Origin of the sequence: Alteromonas sp. KUL150 (assembly GCF_009811475.1) — a bacterium.
Taxonomy (GTDB): Bacteria; Pseudomonadota; Gammaproteobacteria; order Enterobacterales; family Alteromonadaceae; genus Alteromonas; species Alteromonas gracilis.
On sequence record NZ_BLIJ01000037.1, the window covers coordinates 130,394 to 150,785 of the forward strand.

General features: G+C 45.3%; 15 protein-coding genes. 7 read left to right on the plus strand and 8 right to left on the minus strand.

The annotated features are described in order from the left end of the window. Positions 1–28: 28 nt before the first annotated feature. Positions 29–1,507 (plus strand): ketol-acid reductoisomerase, encoded by a 1,479-nt coding sequence (gene ilvC / locus GVO62_RS09035; protein ID WP_159118666.1) that lies wholly within the window; start codon positions 29–31, stop codon positions 1,505–1,507. A 159-nt stretch (positions 1,508–1,666) separates the two neighbouring features. Here ilvC and GVO62_RS09040 read toward each other — a convergent pair whose 3' ends face one another. Beyond that, complete coding sequence (locus GVO62_RS09040) at positions 1,667–2,914, minus strand: multidrug effflux MFS transporter (RefSeq protein ID WP_173359255.1); 1,248 nt, start codon at positions 2,912–2,914, stop codon at positions 1,667–1,669. A 139-nt stretch (positions 2,915–3,053) separates the two neighbouring features. Beyond that, positions 3,054–5,042 carry an alpha/beta hydrolase family protein gene (locus GVO62_RS09045; protein WP_236547113.1) on the minus strand — a complete coding sequence of 663 codons (1,989 nt, stop codon included), beginning with the start codon at positions 5,040–5,042 and terminating at the stop codon, positions 3,054–3,056. 400 nt (positions 5,043–5,442) lie between these two features. Between GVO62_RS09045 and GVO62_RS09050 the strand changes: the two genes are divergently transcribed. Continuing rightward, positions 5,443–7,158, plus strand: a complete 1,716-nt coding sequence (locus GVO62_RS09050; protein ID WP_373996017.1) for an autotransporter assembly complex protein TamA — start codon at positions 5,443–5,445, stop codon at positions 7,156–7,158. Continuing rightward, positions 7,155–11,033 (plus strand): translocation/assembly module TamB domain-containing protein, encoded by a 3,879-nt coding sequence (locus GVO62_RS09055; RefSeq protein WP_159118670.1) that lies wholly within the window; start codon positions 7,155–7,157, stop codon positions 11,031–11,033. The genes GVO62_RS09050 and GVO62_RS09055 overlap by 4 nt, the downstream gene beginning before the upstream one ends. A 66-nt stretch (positions 11,034–11,099) precedes the next feature. On the opposite strand, the gene GVO62_RS09060 is transcribed toward GVO62_RS09055, so the two are convergent. Next, positions 11,100–11,720: a hypothetical protein gene (locus tag GVO62_RS09060; RefSeq protein WP_159118672.1), complete on the minus strand. Its 621-nt coding sequence runs from the start codon at positions 11,718–11,720 to the stop codon at positions 11,100–11,102. Further along, entirely contained in the window at positions 11,713–12,219 is a 507-nt protein-coding gene (locus GVO62_RS09065) for an RNA polymerase sigma factor (RefSeq protein ID WP_159118674.1), read from the minus strand. Before GVO62_RS09065 ends, GVO62_RS09060 begins: the two co-directional genes overlap by 8 nt. 232 nt (positions 12,220–12,451) lie before the next feature. Between GVO62_RS09065 and GVO62_RS09070 the strand changes: the two genes are divergently transcribed. Then, positions 12,452–12,727 carry a hypothetical protein gene (locus GVO62_RS09070; RefSeq protein WP_105932434.1) on the plus strand — a complete coding sequence of 92 codons (276 nt, stop codon included), beginning with the start codon at positions 12,452–12,454 and terminating at the stop codon, positions 12,725–12,727. 40 nt (positions 12,728–12,767) lie between these two features. Here the strand turns inward: GVO62_RS09070 and GVO62_RS09075 are convergent, their stop codons facing one another. From GVO62_RS09075 to proB, 4 genes are all read right to left on the minus strand, one after another. Further along, positions 12,768–13,670 carry a DMT family transporter gene (locus GVO62_RS09075; RefSeq protein ID WP_159118676.1) on the minus strand — a complete coding sequence of 301 codons (903 nt, stop codon included), beginning with the start codon at positions 13,668–13,670 and terminating at the stop codon, positions 12,768–12,770. 9 nt (positions 13,671–13,679) lie between these two features. Then, the gene (locus GVO62_RS09080) at positions 13,680–14,612 is read right to left on the minus strand and encodes a D-2-hydroxyacid dehydrogenase (protein WP_159118678.1); all 933 of its coding nucleotides are present in this window, start codon (positions 14,610–14,612) and stop codon (positions 13,680–13,682) included. An 11-nt stretch (positions 14,613–14,623) separates the two neighbouring features. Further along, positions 14,624–15,061: an acyl-CoA thioesterase gene (locus GVO62_RS09085; RefSeq protein ID WP_159118680.1), complete on the minus strand. Its 438-nt coding sequence runs from the start codon at positions 15,059–15,061 to the stop codon at positions 14,624–14,626. 125 nt (positions 15,062–15,186) lie between these two features. Beyond that, positions 15,187–16,287: a glutamate 5-kinase gene (proB, locus tag GVO62_RS09090; protein ID WP_159118682.1), complete on the minus strand. Its 1,101-nt coding sequence runs from the start codon at positions 16,285–16,287 to the stop codon at positions 15,187–15,189. 196 nt (positions 16,288–16,483) lie between these two features. On the opposite strand from proB, the gene GVO62_RS09095 reads away from it, so the two are divergent. The 3 genes from GVO62_RS09095 (at position 16,484) to GVO62_RS09105 (ending at position 20,207) form a co-directional block, all read left to right on the plus strand. Next, the gene (locus GVO62_RS09095) at positions 16,484–18,946 is read left to right on the plus strand and encodes a M1 family aminopeptidase (protein ID WP_014980757.1); all 2,463 of its coding nucleotides are present in this window, start codon (positions 16,484–16,486) and stop codon (positions 18,944–18,946) included. Further along, complete coding sequence (locus GVO62_RS09100; protein ID WP_159118684.1) at positions 18,936–19,520, plus strand: DUF6702 family protein; 585 nt, start codon at positions 18,936–18,938, stop codon at positions 19,518–19,520. The genes GVO62_RS09095 and GVO62_RS09100 overlap by 11 nt, the downstream gene beginning before the upstream one ends. Positions 19,521–19,787: 267 nt before the next feature. Then, positions 19,788–20,207, plus strand: a complete 420-nt coding sequence (locus GVO62_RS09105) for a hypothetical protein (RefSeq protein WP_159118686.1) — start codon at positions 19,788–19,790, stop codon at positions 20,205–20,207. Positions 20,208–20,392 lie beyond the last annotated feature (185 nt).

Genomic DNA, 20,392 nt, shown 5'->3' on the forward strand with positions numbered 1-20,392 from the left:
CAAAAATGAATGTTGTTCGGAAATTTTTATGGCTAATTATTTCAACACCCTGTCACTTCGCCAGCAGTTAGACCAGCTTGGCCGCTGCCGTTTCATGGCACGCGATGAATTCGCTGACGGCTGTCAGTTCTTAAAAGGCAAGAAAATTGTCATTGTAGGCTGCGGCGCGCAGGGCCTTAACCAAGGCCTGAACATGCGTGACTCAGGGTTAGATGTTTCTTATGCGCTGCGTCAAGCGGCCATCGATGAGCAACGCGACTCTTACAAACGCGCTTCAAGCAATGGATTTACTGTTGGTACATATCAGCAGCTTATTCCAGAAGCTGATGTAGTTTACAACCTAACACCTGATAAGCAGCACGCAAGTGTAGTAGAGGCAGTAATGCCGCTTATGAAAAAAGGTGCAACGTTAGGTTATTCACACGGCTTCAACATTGTTGAAGAAGGCCAGCAAATTCGTAGCGATATCACAGTAATTATGTGTGCGCCGAAAAGTCCAGGCTCTGAAGTACGTGAAGAATATAAGCGTGGTTTTGGTGTACCAACACTAATTGCTGTGCACCCAGAAAACGACCCTGAAGGTAAAGGTTGGGAGCAGGCGAAAGCACTTGCTAGTGCTACCGGCGGTGACCGCGCAGGCGTACTTGAGTCATCATTTGTGGCTGAAGTTAAATCTGACCTTATGGGCGAGCAAACCATCTTATGTGGTATGCAACAAGTTGCTGCGGTACTTGCGTTCGAGAAAATGGTTGATGACGGCATTGACCCAGGATACGCAGGTGCATTAATCCAGTACGGTCTAGAAGCCATTACTGAAGCACTTAAGATTGGCGGCGTTACTAACATGATGGACCGTCTTTCAAACCCTGCAAAAGTAAAGGCTTTTGAGCTTTCTGAGCAGCTAACTGATTTACTTCGTCCGCTATTTGAAAAGCACCAAGACGACATCATCAGCGGTGAGTTCTCTCGCACCATGATGGAAGACTGGGCAAATGGCGATGCGAACCTACTTAAGTGGCGTGAAGAAACCGGTGAGACCGCGTTTGAAAATGCACCAGCTTACGAAGGTGAAATCAGCGAACAAGAATTTTTTGACCACGGCATCTTACTGGTTGCCATGATCAAATGTGGTGTTGAAGTTGCGTTCGACGTGATGGTAGAAGCTGGAATCCTGCCTGAGTCTGCGTACTACGAATCACTGCATGAAACACCGCTAATTTCTAACACAATCGCACGTAAGCGTTTGTATGAAATGAACGTGGTTATTTCAGATACAGCAGAGTACGGAAACTATTTGTTTGCTAACGCAGCAATTCCGATTTTGCGTGAGAAATTTATGCCTAGCATTGATACCAGCGTTATCGGTAAGGGTTTAGCGACTACTTCAAATCAAGTAGAGAACAAACGCCTTGTTGAAATTAACGAAGCCATCCGTTCACACGGTGTGGAATCAGTAGGTAAGACTTTGCGTGGCTACATGACTGACATGAAAGCTATTGTAGTGTAAGACAGTTGTTAGGACAGTTTCTGTCGTTAGGTGCTTAACTAAGCCCTCTTGCCCGACCATTTTGGTCGGGCTTTTTTATGCCTGTTAATAACTGAGCGCAGCTCTTACTTGTGCTTTTAGCCACACCACCATTATATTGGCAAACCTCTACAACATATTCTAGACCGCACTTTCGCGAACGCGCTCAGCGAAACGAACTGATGCATAAGCCAGCGCAAAAAAGATCAGAAAGCCCCAACCTATTGGCATCAAGTTCCCATCCAAAAAACTATCGACAACAAGCGCTACGGGAACCGAGAACAAGCTTGAAAAGCAGCCAATAATTGCGGCACCCAAACCTGCCATATCCCCTAGCGGCTGCATGGCCATTGCGTTTAAATTACCAAATAAAATACCCACAAAGAAAAAGCCAACAAACATAACAGCCACGGTAGGAATTAATGGCGGCAGACCATCGTAGGCAAACAGCAGCGCTAAATACACCACCGCAAAAGCGTTCACACCTTTAAGGGCAAATCGACAGAGCTTTCGCATACCAAACCGCATGACCATTTTACCGTTAAAATAAGAGGCAAGACCGATAGAAAAGGCAAGGGTAGCGAAGATATAGGGGAACCATTCACCTACATCGTAAAACACGGTAAATATGGTTTGTGACGCGCTTAAATACGCTAAAAACGCCCCAAAAATACAGCCCATGGCAAAGGTGTAACCCATTACTTCTGGGTGGGTCAGAATAAATTTTGATGATTTAACAAAGTGTGCCCGCGAGAACTTCCTGCGCCTTGCCCGTGGCAGGGTTTCCCCCTGGCGAGAGAAGAACCAAATTCCAGCCATAGTAGCGACTACCAAAAATAGAGTGAATATATGGAACCAAGAGGTTAGTTCCATCACAGTTTGGCCGATAATCGGCGCCAACATAGGGACCAATATAAACACCATCATGATAAACGACATGACCTTTGCCATGGCATCACCCACGTATAAGTCACGAATAATGGCCATTGAAGCGATACGAGGACCAGAAACACCAAACGCTTGAATAACCCGCCCCACCAGCATGGTCTCTAAGTTGGTGGCCAGCATACATACAAAGGTACCAAGAGCAAAAATACACAGGCCCACCAGAATAGTTAGACGACGGCCACGGCTATCCGAGAATGGACCAAAGAACATTTGTCCAAACGCCATACCTAAAAAGAACACGGTTACAATTAAATGAGTATGATGCGCCTCCTCGACATTTAGTGACTCACCAATTTGGATAAGTGCGGGCAGCATAGCATCTATACTAAGAGCAACTAGCGATGTCATGGTCGCCATTAACGCAACAAATTCAACAAGGCCAAGGGCGGGCTTTTGCACAACTGCCGTATCTTCAGATACGCCATTAGATGTCTGGGGCATAAAGTCTCGAATATGAAATAGAATGAGGGAAATTAAAAAGGCGCGAAATAATCGCGCCTTAGCAAGTATACCTGAAACCTGGTCAAAAAGCCGTCAGTTTAGATTTGCTTGTCTCAAATACTGCCACGTTTAACGGGTATCATTCGACGGTAACACCAGCTTTCACCGCATTGTCCTTTGAAACAGGTTTCAAATACTGATCTAAAAACATATCCATTTCTTTGAAAAATAAGTGTCGGTTACGTTGGATAGACAGATGATGATCGCCACTTTCAAGTTCTACATACTTAAAGACTTTGTCATAGCCTTCTAATTCGTCAGCCATGTAGCGGCTGTGAAGAGGCGGAACGATGCGATCTTCTTCGCCGTGCACGAGTAGAATAGGCGTCTTAATGCCTTCTGCATTGTAATAGGGCGAGCGCGCTTCCAAATCATCAAAATCATCGCCAATCTGATTTTTAACAAATTCGTTATTGAGGAAGCGGCGAGAGTGAATGATGACATGTTTAAGTGAGCTTACACCTGCAAAACTTACGGCGCACTTAAATAAATCGGGGGTTTTGACCGTTGCCATCAACGCCGCATAACCGCCGTAACTTGCGCCAACAATACACATATTATCTTGTTCAGCATGCCCTTGTTTTACCATCCAGTTAGCGGCGTCCGTGATGTCGTCTTGCATAGCCAATCCCCAGCCTTTCATTTGGCTTTGTGCAAAACTATATCCATACCCCCTTGAGCCCCTAAAGTTTGGTCTAAGGACCGCATAGCCTTTTGACGTGAAGTACGCAGTCCAATAGTCGAAGCCGCTGAAGTCTCGTGCTCCTGGGCCGCCGTGAGGGTGAATGATCGTTGGAAATGGGCCTTCGCCTTTTGGTAAGGTCAAGTATGCTTCAATCTTAATGCCATCCCTCGCCTCGTACTCTATAAGGGTATGCTCTGACAACTTAGTAGAATCTATTTGACTGTATTGCTGAAACAGCACGTCCAGCTTACCTTTTTTGCGATCGCCCAATAAATATACGCCAGGCAATACGTCAGACTCTGAATAAACGATATATCGCTGCTCATCGTCGCTAAAACTCACCAAGGTATTATCGTAATCGGGTAGCCCTCTATCAATACCATTTTGTAAGGCAACATATCGCTCATCCCAATAAAAACGGCCGTCGTGACGTACACCGATTGCATCTCGCGTAACGGGTGAGTAAATAAGACTCCCGTCTACATCATACCCGTCATCGGCAAACACCTCTGTTCGCTCATTAGTCTTAAGATTTAACGTATACAATGCGCGATAGTCGCCTTTATAGCCTTTGAAATAGAGTATATTGGGGTCTTTCGCAAAGCCCACAGGGTACTCACCTTTTTCGGTCATGGCGTTATAGGCAAATAAGGTTCGCCAATCATCACCTTCCTTTAAGAACACCTCGCGTTCGCCAGTATCATAGTTAAGAGAAATACCAATACGTACGTTACTTTGTTGGTCTGTAAGCCAGTCTCTAATGCGCTTTTTTCCGCGAATAATGCGACTTACACTACCGTTATTAACGTTAACTTTATATACAGAAGGCAACCCTAATACCTCAGCATCTAATGCGATTAATACATGGTCTGGGTCATCCGGAAGCCAGTCGATAACGTCATCATGGAACTGTGGAATGTGATTTGGGTTTCCAGCGCGGCGCTTTATTCGTTCCCATTCAACCATATTGAATGCGCCACCCTCGCCGTCGAATTTTATACTTAGTAAGCGAGTATCGTGCACTTTTGTCGTGCCGCGTCGGGTTTCATAGCGAGCGCTGACCACCAGGCGTTCATTATTCACCCAGTTGTACCAGTTTATTTTAACTCGCTCATTGTCAGAGCGAAGCAAGTAATGCTTTTCCCCCTTTTCTAAATCAAAGGTCGCAAGCATGGCAAACGCTTCTTCTTGCTCAACATTCTGCACAAACGCGATTTTTGTACCATCAGGCGAAAGTGACGGCGTCCAGTATGTGGGCAAGGAACTAAAAGCTTCGTATGCAGGTTTGCCCTCGCTAGGCTCTGCGCCTATTAAGGACAAAGGCAAAGCAAGCAAAATTGCGGCAAAAAATGAGATAGATAACTGCGTCTTCTTGTAAGACATAACATTCCCTTGTTGTTTTTTATTCTTATTGGAACTTAGTTCAAAGGTTAGCTTCGAACTAAGGTAAAAAGCGAGTATACAAATTTAGCGAAGAATGTACAAAAAACGTGCTTCATTACGTTCATGCATTGGGTGTGACCGTAATTATTTGATCTCTCGTCGTACTTTGGGGATACAAATTGCAATTGTGATACTATTAATCGCGTACAGTACACGGACTTTACCATTTAGCGGTATGCGTCTTAGCCTAGCGTTACCTTAAGGATTTAGCCTTTTCATGCCTTCAATTTGGAGCAGGCTTGCCAATTTGCAAGACCAACCTTTCCGACAATTTATAACGGGAATGCACAAATCTATTTCTTTTTCGGTATATGGATTTGTGTGTATTTTCACGTGCTTTATGTTGCCGGTGGCTTATGCTCAAGAGCCGATTGCCTATAACATACAAGGCGTAGAAAACGGTAAGCTGCGCAACAATATTCAGCTTCATCTAAATAATCTAGATGTAGAAAAGGCGCTACTTACCGACCCTTATTGGCAAGACGAAGTGGGTGAAACCGTTGCGACGGCAGTTCAACCTTATGGATATTACAATAGTGAAACGAAAGTCGTTATAGAGAAAGATGACAAGGTCTCGGTAAAGATTACGTTAAACGCGCCTTTAACTATCAACAAAGTGACCCGTGAGATCATTGGTGCTGGTCGTGAAGACAAAGCATTTAGAGAGCGTTTTAATTCACTAAAGCTTAAAGAGGGCGATGTACTCAACCAGACTATCTATGAGTCGTTCAAGTCCTCCATGTTTAATTATGCTCTTTCAAATGGGTATTTTGACTTCCACTGGCAAGCTACTCGACTGGATTTGGTTCGTGATGAAAAACAAGCCAACGTTTTGTTGATAGCGCAAAGTGGCCCTCAATATCAATTTGGCGAGCTTAAGTTTGTTGGTGAAGACAAAGCAAAAGCGATTATAGAGCGCCTCAAACCATTTGAATCAGGAGACGCTTATTCGTCTGCTGTTCTGTCTGATTTTAATCGTCGTTTGAATCAGTCGGGATATTTTAATCGAGTTATCGCCAGACCTGTGGTGAGTGAAGCCGATGGCTTACTTGTGCCGGTTGAAGTATCGCTTCAACACAGGCCTACCGACTCTTTTAATGTCTCCCTTGGTGCGGCCACAGATACTGGCCCAAGAGTTCGCCTTGGCTGGGAGCGCCCATGGGTAAACAGTAAAGGGCACTCAATTTCATCTGACATATTTATTTCAGAGCCCGAGCAGTCTGTTACTGCAGATTATCGCATTCCCATGAAAAATATCACTCGCGATTATGCCAGTATCGAAGCGGGCTATCAGTTTATTGAGTACAGCAACACGTCTTTTGAAAGTGAAACACTTTCATTATCTGCACATCGCTACTGGCAGAAAAACGATTCACCGTGGCAGCATGATGGCTCTGTAACGTACTTAAGAGAAACTTACGACCAAGGTGAGCTTAATACCAACACCACTTCACTTGTCTTGCCGGGCTACTCGTTAACTTATCGCGAAAAAGACAGCGATCTTAACATCAGCAACGGGAGCTATATTCAGATGTTGGCGCAAGTTGGCAGAGAAGGCTATGGCTCAGATATTGACTTTGCTAAAGCGGTCGTAGAAGCAATGTTCATCCGCACTTTCAACGATGTGCATAGAATATCGTTACGGGGTGAAGCAGGCGCAATAAAAACCAATAGTTTCAATGAAGTCCCTACATCTCTGCGTTTCTACGCTGGTGGTGACCAAAGCGTAAGAGGCTTTGACTACAGAGAAATATCGCCCACCGCAGATGTTATAGACCCAGAAACCGGTGATCTTGTTCCCGATTCAATCGGTGGAAAGTATCTAGTTACCACAAGCGTAGAGTACGCTTATGGCGTAGCAGACAATTGGCGGGTAGCAGCCTTTGTTGATGCGGGTACTGCCACTAATGATACCAGCACCACGCTCACTTACGGCGTTGGTCCGGGCATTCACTGGCTTTCTCCCATAGGCCCTGTGCGTGTTTATATCGCCAGAGGTTTTTCTCCAGATGAAAAAACATGGGGCTTCCACATTATGTTAGGGCCTGAGCTATGAGAAAACGTACGCTCTCTACTATTTTACTCTCTCCCATTTTTTTATTAGTGGCCATATATGCTCTGCTGATTAGCCCATTAGGTGGCCCAACGGTTAAGCTACTGGCAAATACGTTCGTTGATAATTTATCTATAGACGCAATAGACGGCGGATTTGCAGATACCCTTGAAGTTCATCACCTTAAATGGGAGAACCCTCAGTGGAAAGTTGAGGCGCAATACGCCTTTATCGACATTACCTGGCGCTGTTTATTTGAACCTAGGGTTTGCTTAAATGAACTAACATTAGAAAATGCGACGCTAACGCAGCGTTCAAGCGCCCCCGCAGACGAAAACGAAACATCGCCTAACGATAAACTTGAACTGCCGTTACCCATTGATATTGGCTACTTAGCGCTTTCAAATATCAAACTTGCCTTGCTTACCACCACAATTGAGATTGACGAGTTAGAGCTGGTTGATTTTGAAGGAAATAAAGCCCTTGTATTAGACAGCCTAGCCACTAAGGGCATTCGTATAGCTTTGTTAGCGAAAGATACAGAGGAAGGCGCGTCAACTGCTTCTGCCAACAATACACAGCAATCAGCCCCTAAGACAGCGTCTCAAAGCCCTGCCCCCAAAACCGGAAAAGCAGAAGAAGATTCACCGAATACTGATAGCGCATTGCCCACGTCTTACTCTTTAAATTACGAGGTACCTGAACTACCAACCATCGCTACGCCTATTCCGTTTTCGCTAGGTACGCTGCTTGTAGAAGACCTGCAGATCATTCAGGGAGACAGCCAACAGCAAATTTCACTCATATCACTGCTAGAAACCCACTTCAAAGAAAGCAACGTTGCCATTGATGAAATAGCCGTGATACACAGCCAAGGTGAAGTGAAGGGAAAGGTGAGCGCCACACTTGACGGCAACTACCCGTTAGATGTTGTTGTAGATGCGAAAACGAAGGTAAACGATACATCACAAAAAGTGACACTAGCAGCCTCTGGAGCGCTAGATAACCTAACACTGTCAGTCACTTCCGAAGGAGCGATAACGGCAAATGCTAATTTAATAGCCAATATGCTAGATAGCAAACTGCCCATAGAATTCACCGCAAACTGGCCAAAGCAAGCCATACCCACAGTGGAAAATGCCACGTTGAAAGAGGGTCAACTAACCCTTACCGGCACAATGGGCGACTATGCGCTAAAAGGCGATGGCGCGGCAAGTTTACCCGACATTGGGGATGTTCCGGTGTCTGTGGATGTGGTGCTTAAAAAGAACAATATTTATGTTAACCAAGCCAACGTGAAAACATTAGAAGGCAGCTTAACCAATACAGGCACCCTGTATTTAAATGAAAGTATTGCTTGGGAAGGCAAAACAACGCTGAAGAATGTGTCGGGTCGACAGTTCAGCACCTATGCTCCTGAAAAGCTGAACGGCGCAATCGACAGTATTTTGCAATACTCCGAGCCCGGCGGCCTACACATGAGCCTAAGAGATTTGAATATCTCTGGTGTCCTGCAAGGTAGGCCACTTAAAGTGAAAGGCAATGCAGTATATGCAGGTCCCAGTGATTTATTTGTCACGAATATCAATATTGTTCAAGAAGACGAACTGGAAAAAAATGCCATTCGTGCAATTGCTCAGGTACTTAATAAACGGCACTTAAATGCTGATATCGCGATTAACGTAAATGCCATTGATAGACTTTACCCCGACGTTTCTGGTGCAATTAATGGCAATATAAAGGCGACGGGCCCTTGGCAAAACCCACGCGCTAACGGCACGCTAGCCCTTTCGGGTGTGACTGTAACGCCGAATATCAATGCTTCTGCTGCACAACAAGGGCCGTTAAATGGCGACATAACTATTGACGGAACCTATTCCGACCACAAGGCCGACATTGAACTTGCGGTACCAAACAATCATATAGCGCTTTCACTCAAAGGTGCATGGTCGAACAACCATTGGGTAGCTGAAATTAGCGATACGGCGTTAAAACTTGCGAATATGCAGTGGACATTATCAAGCCCATTTAGCGTTGATATCGGCACTGCACCGACAACAGCAAAGATTGGACAGCACTGTTGGACGTCGCGGAAGGAAGGCGAACTGTGTATTTCAAACATAAACTATCAAGAAGATAAAGCCAGCTGGGATGTAACAGCAAGCGCACTACCGCTAGGGTTATGGGCAAATGAGTTAGCGCCTACCGTCGTTTCAAGCCCGTCGGAAGCAACACTGACGGTTAAAACTAAAGGCAGCTACTCCGCTAAAGACCCTATCGATGCGACTTTTACTGCATCAATGACCTCTGCAGCTTGGCAGTTAGGGGAAACGAGGCCTCTTTCGCTCACCATAAACTCCATTGAAACCAAAGGAAATATTAAGCAAGGTCAGCTTGAGTCCACGTCTCTTATCTCCAGCCAAGATATTGGTGATGCAACGCTTTCTCTAAATACGCGCCCTTTTGACCAGCGAATCCCCCTTGATGGTAAGCTGGTGATGGAGGGGCTAAATGTAGCGCCTCTTAAGCCACTTTCTCCTGCAATCAGAACCCTAACAGGTTTGCTCAACGGCAATATTACGCTTAGTGGTTATATTGACGACCCTGCGTTAAACGGTGAGCTTACGGTTTCAAACGGTGCGATTGATATTCAAGATACGCCGGTTTCTTTAGCAGATTGGAACCAAAAAGTGACGCTAAATAACCAAACCGCCACGCTAGATGGCACCTTTGTATTGGGTGGGGGTGAAGGCGCACTAACCGGTGAGCTAGATTGGTCTTCCAAACCCAGTGCCAACTTCAATCTAAAAGGTAACAGCTTCGAAATCCGGCAACCTAATGTGCGACTAAGAGTGTCACCTGATATTGATATTGTCGCTACCCAAGAGCGAGTGGATGTAAAAGGTGAAGTAAATATTCCATGGGCGCGAATTGAAATAGAGTCATTGCCTGAAAGTGCAGTTTCGCCGTCAAAAGACGTTCACTTGCGTGGAGAACCAGAAAGAGAAGAGCCGTTAGATATTGTTCACGCCTCGGTTATGGTGAATATCGACAAGAACAAAACCGAAGAGGTAAAGCTTGAAGCCTTTGGGTTAACAGCAAGCTTATTCGGTGGAATTAAAGTCAATACGCAGCCAGCTTTAGTTGGCTATGGTGACTTACAGATCATTAATGGCCGCTATAATGCTTACGGTCAACAGTTAATAATCCAAACCGGTGAGGTACAGTTTAACGGCCCTATCGATCAACCTTTGTTGCTGGTGGAAGCCATTCGCGACCCAGCTAAAACCGATGATGACGTAATTGCAGGTATTCGCATAGATGGCGCAGCCGACTCACCCAGCATTAACTTATTTTCTGAACCCGCGATGGATCAACAGGGGGTGTTGTCTTACTTATTAACAGGCTCAGGCCCCAATGCTTCGGGTTCATCCGACCCCAACTATGCAGCATTACTTTTAGGGTTTGGTCTGTCAAACACCAAAACCCTAACGGGGCAAGTAGGCAGTGCACTCGGCATTGATGACTTCAGCTTAAGTACTAATGAAAATAGGTTATCGGTTACTGGTCAAATAAACGAACGTTTATCGGTGGAATATAATGTGGACGTTGGACTAAGTAACAACGACGCCAATAGCACTTTAAGGCGCAGACAACTTCCCCCTGATCTGGCGCTCAAATACCAATTGTTACCTAGCCTTTATTTAGAGGCTATCCAAACCACGTTGGAAGACCAATCAGAGTTCGCCTTAGACCTCTACTACGAGTTTTTCTTAGGCGATAATAGAACCCGGAAAGATGAAGACGACGGTGAAGCTGACGAAAAGAGAGAGAGCGCAAAACAAAATGAAGCGGTGAGCACAGCGTCTGACAACTAGACGCTCTTAACTATCTCCATGTTTGCAACACCTGTTTCTCACAAAGTGCCAATTCTACAGCAGCTTTTAACGCTGCTGCGCCATACTTTTCAGCGTTTCGAATTGACGTTCAAAGCGCTTCTGTCTTTTGTGTGCCCACACATACCACATTAGCATCACAATGCTTATTGAAGACATTACAACAACCATTCTCGCTAATTTTTCAGATGTAAGTTCACCAGAGAAAAGACGCTCTAAAGCCAGACCTGCCCCAAAAGCCATGCCTATCCACGTTGAGTGTTTAGTCATATAAGCGATCCTGACATTGTTCTTAATTTGCTTAGTAAGTTTTGCGAGATGATCAGCAGTTTGTGCATTTTTATAAAATGCAGCTTCGCTTCTTAGCCATAGTTGGTAAGCAAGAAAAGGAAGAGAGGAGATTGAGATAAACAAAATTATCATTTGCGCGATGTACGACATGTTGTCCCAATATTTAAAGAAAACATAAATACCAGGAACAATCATTAATAAGTCCAATACCATGTACCAACGCTGCTTTGTTCGCTCGCTACCGAGGCTGGCTTTTACTTCATCTAAATTAATAGTGGTAACAGTTTGAGCTTGCCATAGCGCAGATAATGCATCGTTTGGCTCATTTTTAACGGCTTCTGAGGGTTTATTCAGTTTTTCATTATCTGAATTATGCATGCGGTTGCTCCTGCATGATACTGTGTCTGGCGCGCTTTAATATCACCCCAACATGGTTTTTAGTCAGGCCGCATACATCTGCAATTTCATCGTAACTCAAGCCTTCGAGGGAAAGGGTAAGCACTTGTCGTGGCTGCAGAGGTAGCGCCCGTACTGCGTGCAGTAAACGCTCAAGTGACTGTTGTTGACTGGACACTTCTTCTGGTGAATTGGTCGTGCTCAAAAATCCATCAGACCCTATGTTATCGTGGTCATACTGATGTGTATCAAGGCGCTTCACTTGGCTTGCTACGTGAGTCACTGCGCGGTTGTGGGCTATCTTCAAAATATAAGTTTTCACGCTGCTGTCGCCTTTAAAGCGAGACAATCCCTGCCAAACGGCAATAGCGATCTCTTGTAATAATTCTTGCTGCATTGCCTCGTTGGCTTCATAGCTGTTGGCTACGCGGCTAAGTAACGCCCCGTATTGCGCAAAAACATCCTCAAACTCCTGCACCAACGTTACATCCCTAATCGCAAAAATTGTTGTTATTTTATTATCTTACTTCTATCAGTCTGCCCAAACCCGTTTTTATTACAAACTTTTTCTTAAACGTTGTAATTTTTTTGAACAGCGTCTGACTACTTAAATTAAACATGCATAAACGCGCTTTTTGATGCCATAGCCCAAAAAGCTCACCAACTGTAGTAGCAAATTTTAAAAATCTTTGGATTTGTATGAGGAAAACATTATGTCTACGCTAAGTTTAGTATTGTTAATTGGCAGCATCACGTCGCTTGTGCTTTTGGCAAGCTACCTAGACGCAAAATTTCAGTGGCGATTAAACGACTGGATGAACGGCGAGTGCAGCAACCCGTTTGTCAAAAGCGTAACCGATAAACAGCAGCAGCGTTTAGAAGAGAAAGATGCACAAATTACCGCTTTGATGGCGCGTATTGAAACCCTAGAAACTATTGTCACTGAGCCAGCTTATGAGCTAAACAAGAAAATCAACGCGCTCAAATAAAAGGTTATATCAAGGTCTATTGTTCTTTGGTTTACAGACTCTAGCTCGACACCGGTGGGCGACGCATAAAGCGGGGCACTTTTCCCATAGCAACGGCGTTGCCCACCAGTACAATAATAACGCCAATCACAGATAACACGCTCCAGGTATAGCCTTCAAAAAAGGTAGAAATAACCAGCGCAACCATAGGGTATACCAGCACAACATAGGCAGCCTTGTCAGCGCCCATTTGTTTTAAAAGCTTCATATACGCCCCAAACGCGAATACTGAGCCAAAGACCGCTAGGTACAATAGTGATAAATAAAAGGCGGTATCGGTTGGAATAATTAGCTCACCGGGCATCGCCAAAGAAGTGATAAAGAGCAGCACCATGGCATAACTCATTGCATAGAAGTTCATTTGGATCACGGGCGTTCCCGAAGTCAAAATACGTTCTGAAATGACATTGCCCGTTGAAGCGCAGAAAAAACTCACAAACGCTATGGCAAGACCAGTAGCAAGAGCAGCATCCATCGTTACCTTGGAAAACTCAGGTACAAACAAGCATATAATGCCTGCTAGACCAAACGTTGCGCCAATAACGACTTCTTTTCTAATAGGCTCTTTCAGCCACCAGCGACGAAGCACCACGTTAATATAAATAATGCAGGAGCTCATCAACGCTAACAGCGCGCTGATAATGTGTGCCTGTGCCATATACAGCAAGGTGTAGTTTAAACTGTATAGAAAAAGCCCCACCGCGGCCATTTTCACATGAACATGCAACGGCAGCTTTAGCGGCAAACGCCTAATAACACAGTAAATTCCTAAACAGGCCGACGCTAATAAATAACGCAGTGCAATAGCAAAAGTTTCAGAGGTGTGTCCTATTTGATACGTTATGGCTATCCAGGTTGAGCCCCAAATCAGGCAGCACAGAGCAAATAAGGTCGCGTTATTCATAGCGGCGTTTTACCCCAAAAAATCGGCTAGATGAGCAAGGGCTCTGTCGAGCAGTTTTTGCCTAGCGCCATTACCAATCCACGCATTATGCGGCGTTACCAGCAAATTAGGTAACGCCTCTTGAAGCAATATATGATCTACAGGCGGAGGCTCCACACTTAGCACATCTAGGCCCGCGCCACCAATATGGTTGTTTTTAAGCGCATGATAAAGCGCTTCTTCATCAATAAGCCCGCCGCGGGCCGTATTAATAAGGAAGGCCGTTGGCTTCATTAGCGATAACATATCGGCATCAATGAGTTTATCGGTATCTTCCGTAAGCGGACAGTGAAGGCTTATCACGTCAGCATGGGGTAAAAGAGAAACTAGGCTAGGGCGAGGATCGTCTTTTTTGCCGGGACGAGCAGCAATACTCACTTTCATACCCATAGCTTTGAACAATGCTTCTACACGCTTACCAAGCTCGCCATGACCTACAATCACCGCGTTCTTACCCGCAAGTTCTATCACAGGATGGTTCAACAAACAGAAATGAGGTGAAGCGGACCACGCCTGCTTGTGCACATCTTGCTGGTAAACCACAAAGTTTGTGGCCAAATTGAGCGCTAAGGTTAACGTGTGCTGGGCTACACTGTCGGTGCCGTAACCTTCTACGTTTTGCACGGTAATACCAGCGTGTTGGCAATAATCATGATCGATATTGTTCATGCCGGTGGCTGTCACACCGATATAGCGAAGCTGTTTCGCCTGCCGGAGATCATCAGCTCGCAACACGACCTTATTGACCAGCACAGCATCGACACTCTGAATACGCTTACTCACGTCTTTCATTTGAGTCTGATGATAAAGGGTAACATCGGCATTAAGGCTGTCGAGCGCGCTTGTATCGAGGCTAGACAAATCCATAGTTTCGGCATCAAGAAAGACAACTTTTTTAACCATTACAGCGCTACCTACATGACTTCAACGATGGATTCGAGGGCGGCTTTAATGCTCACTGGAATAGGGATAGCTTTGTCAGATTTTCGGTCTACAAACACATGCACAAATTGGCCGTGTGCTACCCTGCGTTTGTTGTCTCCTGCATAAACAGACAAACCGTATGTCACTGAACTTCTGCCAATTTTTATAACGCGCAGCCCCACAAAAATATCCTCAGGATACGCTGCCGGCGCGATGTACTGACATTGACTGCTCACCACATAGGCCACTGTTTGCCCGTTGTGAATATCTAACCCACCTTCCTCAATTAGAAAGCGGTTTACTGCGGTATCAAAGAAGCCGTAATACACAACATTATTGACATGTCTATAAGCGTCATTGTCTTGCCATCGCGTAGCTATCGTGACTTTGTAAGGGTAGTCTGCGAGTGTTGGTGTAATATCAGTCATGATCGTCCCTTAGTGAATAAATGTATCGCTTTGTTGTTGGCGCAAACAATGAAAATCGATGAACGACTAACGCCAATTAATGTTTAATGTGCGGTAGTCTATTGCAGCGATTCTTTTGGGTAGCGCTATGAGTAAAGCACCATATCGTCACGGTGAATGGCAACATCCGTTGTTTCATAACCTAACACACTGGCGATATCTTTCGACTTTTTCCCTTTTATAACGGTTAAGTCTTTTGCGTTATACAAGCAAAGTCCCTTGGCGATGATTACGCCTTCGCACATCACTTCTACCGCATCACCTTGTTCAAAGTGTCCCGTCACATTGATAATGCCGGAAGGTAATAAAGACGCCCCCTTAGTTACCAAAGCTTGCTTCGCGCCATTATCGACTTCAATTTGCCCCGCTGTTTTTAGCGTATGGGTAAGCCATAAGCGACGAGCGCTTGCCGGTGAACTACTTGCATTGAAAAGCGTACCAGGCACTTTACCTTCAAGCAGCGCGTCAAAGGTTTCCCCTTTTCTACCATTTACAATAAGGGTTTGAATACCGCTACTGGTACACTTCTCTGCCGCCTCGATTTTCGTACGCATACCGCCTGTACCCACCGAAGTGCCAGCACCACCTGCAAGACGATAAATTGTACTGTCTATTTTATCTACCTGTGGAATGAGTGTCGCAGTTGGGTCTTTTCTTGGGTCTGCGGTAAATAAGCCGTCGATGTCTGAGCAGATAATTAAGGTGTCAGCTTGTGCTACCAATGCTGTGTAGGCACCCAAGTTGTCGTTATCCCCCACCTTAAGTTCGTTCACCGCTACGGTGTCGTTCTCATTCACAATGGGTAACGCATTGTGATTCAAAATTTCGCGCAAGGTGTTTTTGATATTTACATAGCGCGTTCTATCTCGTAAGTCATCAGCCGTGAGCAATACTTGTGCGCAGGGGAAATCGAAAAATCGCTGCCAGTTTGCCATCATCAAGTTCTGACCTATTGCTGCCATGGCTTGTTTCTCTGCAATAGATGCATTGTGACGAACCTTCACTTTACTTCTGCCAGCCGCGACGCTTCCAGATGAAACCAGAATAACGTCTTTTCCAGCTTCACGACTGGCGGTAATAAACCGAGCGAGAGACAGTAAATAACGACCACTGCATTCATTACCTTCTGGCGCAATGAGCGCGCTGCCTACTTTTATAACGGCACGTTGCCAACTAAAACGGTTCATAAAGGGGGGAAGAAAAAAGAAAACAAGGCGTTAAGAATACGACAGTTAAAGCGGGAAACAAAACGTTCTGTTACAGTTTTTTTGCGTTAAAACATGGTTAGTTTACGGTCAAAAAATTGGATTGTGCCGTGCATACTTATATACTTAAATGCGTTATTTTATAACAATTCTAACTTACAAGTTGCAAGGAACCTGCATGAGCACCGCAAAACGACACTTTTTCTGGCTAGCGCCAGTGTTGTCTATGCTGATTTCTCTTCCTAGTACCGCCGCTATTAAACAAACTAAAGGCGATTTCGAAGATAAATTCCGTCAGCTGGACGAAGTTCTTCCTACTCCAAACGTATACCGTAACGCCGCTGGTGAGCCAGGCCACCAATATTGGCAACAACAAGTAGATTACGATATTGACGTAAAACTACTTGAAGACAAACGCCGCATTGAAGCAAGCGAAACCATTACTTACCACAACAACGCGCCAGATACGCTTAAGTACTTGTGGATCCAGCTTGACCAAAACAAATTCCGCGACGATTCAATGTCTGCGCTTACTACCACGTTTGGCGGTATCGGTAACCGCGGGCCGGGTACGCAAGCTGCTAGCGGCGATGCGCCGGCGAAGCTAAGCATGGGTGCTTTGCGCCGTCAGCAGTTTGTTGACGACAACGAGCTGGGCTACACCATTTCCCGCGTAGAAGACAAAGCGGGTAACGACTTGCGCCATACCGTTGTAGGTACGCTTATGCGTGTTGACCTTGCTCAACCGTTGAAGCCAGGCAGCAAAGTTACCTTTGATATCGATTTCGCGTTTAACATTGTTGAAGAAGACGCTGTTTCAGCACGTGCAGGTTACGAGCACTTCCCTGATGACGAACGTGAAGGTGGTAACGACATCTTCTTGCTAGCACAGTGGTTCCCACGCCTAGCTGCATACACCGACTACGAAGCATGGACTAATAAAGAATTTATTGGCCGTGGTGAGTTCACGCTAGAGTTCGGTAACTACGAAGTAGATATTACGGTTCCTGCTGACCACATCGTATCGTCAACGGGTGTGCTTCAAAACCCGAAAGACGTGTTAACTAAAACACAGCGTGACCGTCTGAAAAAGGCAGAAAAAGCTGACCGTATCGTATTCATCGTTTCACCAGAAGAAGCGATTGAGAACGAAAAAGAAGGCACGACTAAGCTTAAAACTTGGACCTTTAAGGCAGAAAACGTACGTGACTTTGCATGGGCCTCTTCGCGTAAATTTGCGTGGGATGCGCGTGGTTATCAGCAAGGCGGTGACACTCAACCATTGGTAATGGCCATGTCTTTCTACCCGAAAGAAGGTGGCGAGCTATGGCAGAAGTATTCTACAGAATCAATCATCCACACCATGGATGTTTATAGCCGCTTCAGCTTCGATTACCCATACCCAGTAGCCCAGTCAGTAAATGGCCCGGTTGGCGGCATGGAATACCCCATGATCACCTTCAACGGACCGCGTACAGAGCTTCGTGACGATGGTTCACGCACTTACTCGCTTGCTGAGAAACGTTTCCTTATTGGCGTAGTTATTCACGAAGTAGGTCATATCTATTTCCCTATGACGGTTAACTCTGACGAGCGTCAGTGGACATGGATGGATGAAGGTCTTAACAGCTTCCTAGACGGCGTTGCCGGTCGTGAGTGGGATCCTACGATTCCTTGGGGCGTTGAGCCACGTGATATCACAGGCTACATGAAATCTCAGACACAGGTGCCAATTATGACCCAGTCTGATTCGGTACTTCGCCTTGGCCCTAATGCCTACACCAAGCCAGCGGTAGCGCTTAATATTCTTCGTGAAACTATTCTTGGCCGCGAGCTTTTCGACTTCGCGTTTAAAGAATACGCGCAGCGTTGGATGTTTAAACGTCCTACACCATCAGATTTCTTCCGTACTATGGAAGAAGCGTCAGGCGTTGATCTAGACTGGTTCTGGCGTGGTTGGTTTTACACCACAGACCATGTAGATATTAGCCTAGACAGCGTATATAAGCTTCGTTTAGACACTGAAGATCCAGATATCGATTTTGCTCGCGAACGCGAAGCAGAAATGGAAAAACCGAAGTCACTTACCGACCTTCGTAATAAAGAAGAAGGCAAAAAACTTTGGGTAGATCGCTTTGAAGATATCAGTGATTTCTACGACGAAAACGATCGTTACACCGTAACTAACAAAGAGCGCAACAAGTACAAGAAATTCTTGAAAGATCTTGAGCCTTGGGAGCGTAAAGCGTTTGAGCGTGCGGTTAAAGAAGACAAGAACTACTACGTGCTAGATTTCAGCAACAAGGGTGGGTTGGTGATGCCGATCATTCTTGAGCTAACCTTTGAAGACGGTACGAAAGAAGAAATGCGTATTCCTGCGGAAATCTGGCGTCGTACGCCTAAAGCGGTAAGCAAGCTTATTGTTACCGACAAAGACAAAGAGCTGGTAAGCGTAACCGTTGATCCGCACTGGGAAACCGCAGACGTAGATGTGGAAAATAACCACTACCCGCGCCGTATCATTCCTTCGCGTATTGAAGCGTATAAGAATAAGCCGCGTAACACTTACGAGTACCGCGACCTTATGCACGACTCAAAGACCGAACTGAAAACCGACGACGAGGACAAAGATGACGAGTAAGTTGTCTTTGACCCGTTTGCAGCAGAGCGCTAATGCTCTGCTGGCAAGCGTAAGTGCATTTGCTATCATGGCTGCACTATTTGTTAGCGCTGTTTCATACAGCAACGTCGCCCACGCACATCAAATAAAAGCTGCAATTACGACAGTACTGTTTAATCCTAGAACAGAAAATATTGAAGTGATGCACCGCTTTAATTTGCATGATGCTGAACATGCGGTTAAGGCGCTGTTTGATAAACATGCCGATATTATGGATGACGTGGACACGCAGCAACAATTTGCTGATTACGTTGCCCATCACTTCGCAATTTTAAATGCAGCGGGTGAGCCGTTAAAGCTTGCTGATGTGGGCTTTGAAGTTGAAGGTAAGCACTTTTGGGTTTATCAGGAAACCGCTGAACCGCCGGTGCTTGAAGGCATAAAAATTCGCCACGATGCATTACGCGATTTGTGGCCGAAGCAAGTGAATACACTGAATGTAGAAGGTAGGGGGGATATTAAAACCCTGACTTTTGCTGATAGCGTAAACTTGCTAGAAGTAAGCTTCAAAAGCCAGAATAGCGACCATCACTGATACCTAGCAGTATTAAGTTATAAAAGGTCCACCCGCTTTCATTGTTGTATAACTATGAGCGCAGGTGGGCTTTTTTGTTTGCAGTTTTAACCATTACCCCTGTGTTTTATCTATGCTCATTCGTTTAAATTGAGTGCTAAATAGAAGCCCAAAAACCATGGCCACTACTTTCCATGTGAGACCGAAGTCTTATAGTGGTTTTTGCAATCATGCTCTATCTTGGATGTGGATAAAAATATTACTGAAAACCAGTTAATGAGGTAAATCATGACCAATAGCACTGCAACAACGTTGCCTTCACAGGTCAAGAAAACCCAATCAAGAAGCGAGCGCAGTGAGCGAAAAATGCGGTCCGCAAAAGCGGCACTCCGTGCCGATCAAGTGCAAGACGCTAAGCTGTCACAAGATGCTAATGGTTCAATGAATACAAAAAGCAACGCATTTGCGGATAAGAAAAACGTAATGTGGGTGTTACTCAGTGGCGCTATGGCTCTGACTTTTGTCGTCATGCTATTTTTGCCAGATACCGGTATGGGCGGCGGCCTTATATCCACCTATGCGGCGATGCTATGGTGTGGTTTCTTTGGCGCATCGCTTTGGCGATACAGAGCGGCAAATGGCTGGGCCGGTTTCGCTTATGGAAGCGTAGTTGGCTTAATTATTCAGTTCATTTCTCAAATCATCTAGAGCATGGTAACCATTGCTTCCTTTTTTCGCAGTGGTTGCTTTACACACCAACAGCAAACAAATAGCTCTCGGGATATAACAACGCGTGCTGACGATAAGGTGAATCATACTAAACTATCACCGGCTTCCACGATCCAGAATGCTAATTGTTGAGTATTAATACTGTAATACCAATCCGCATAGAT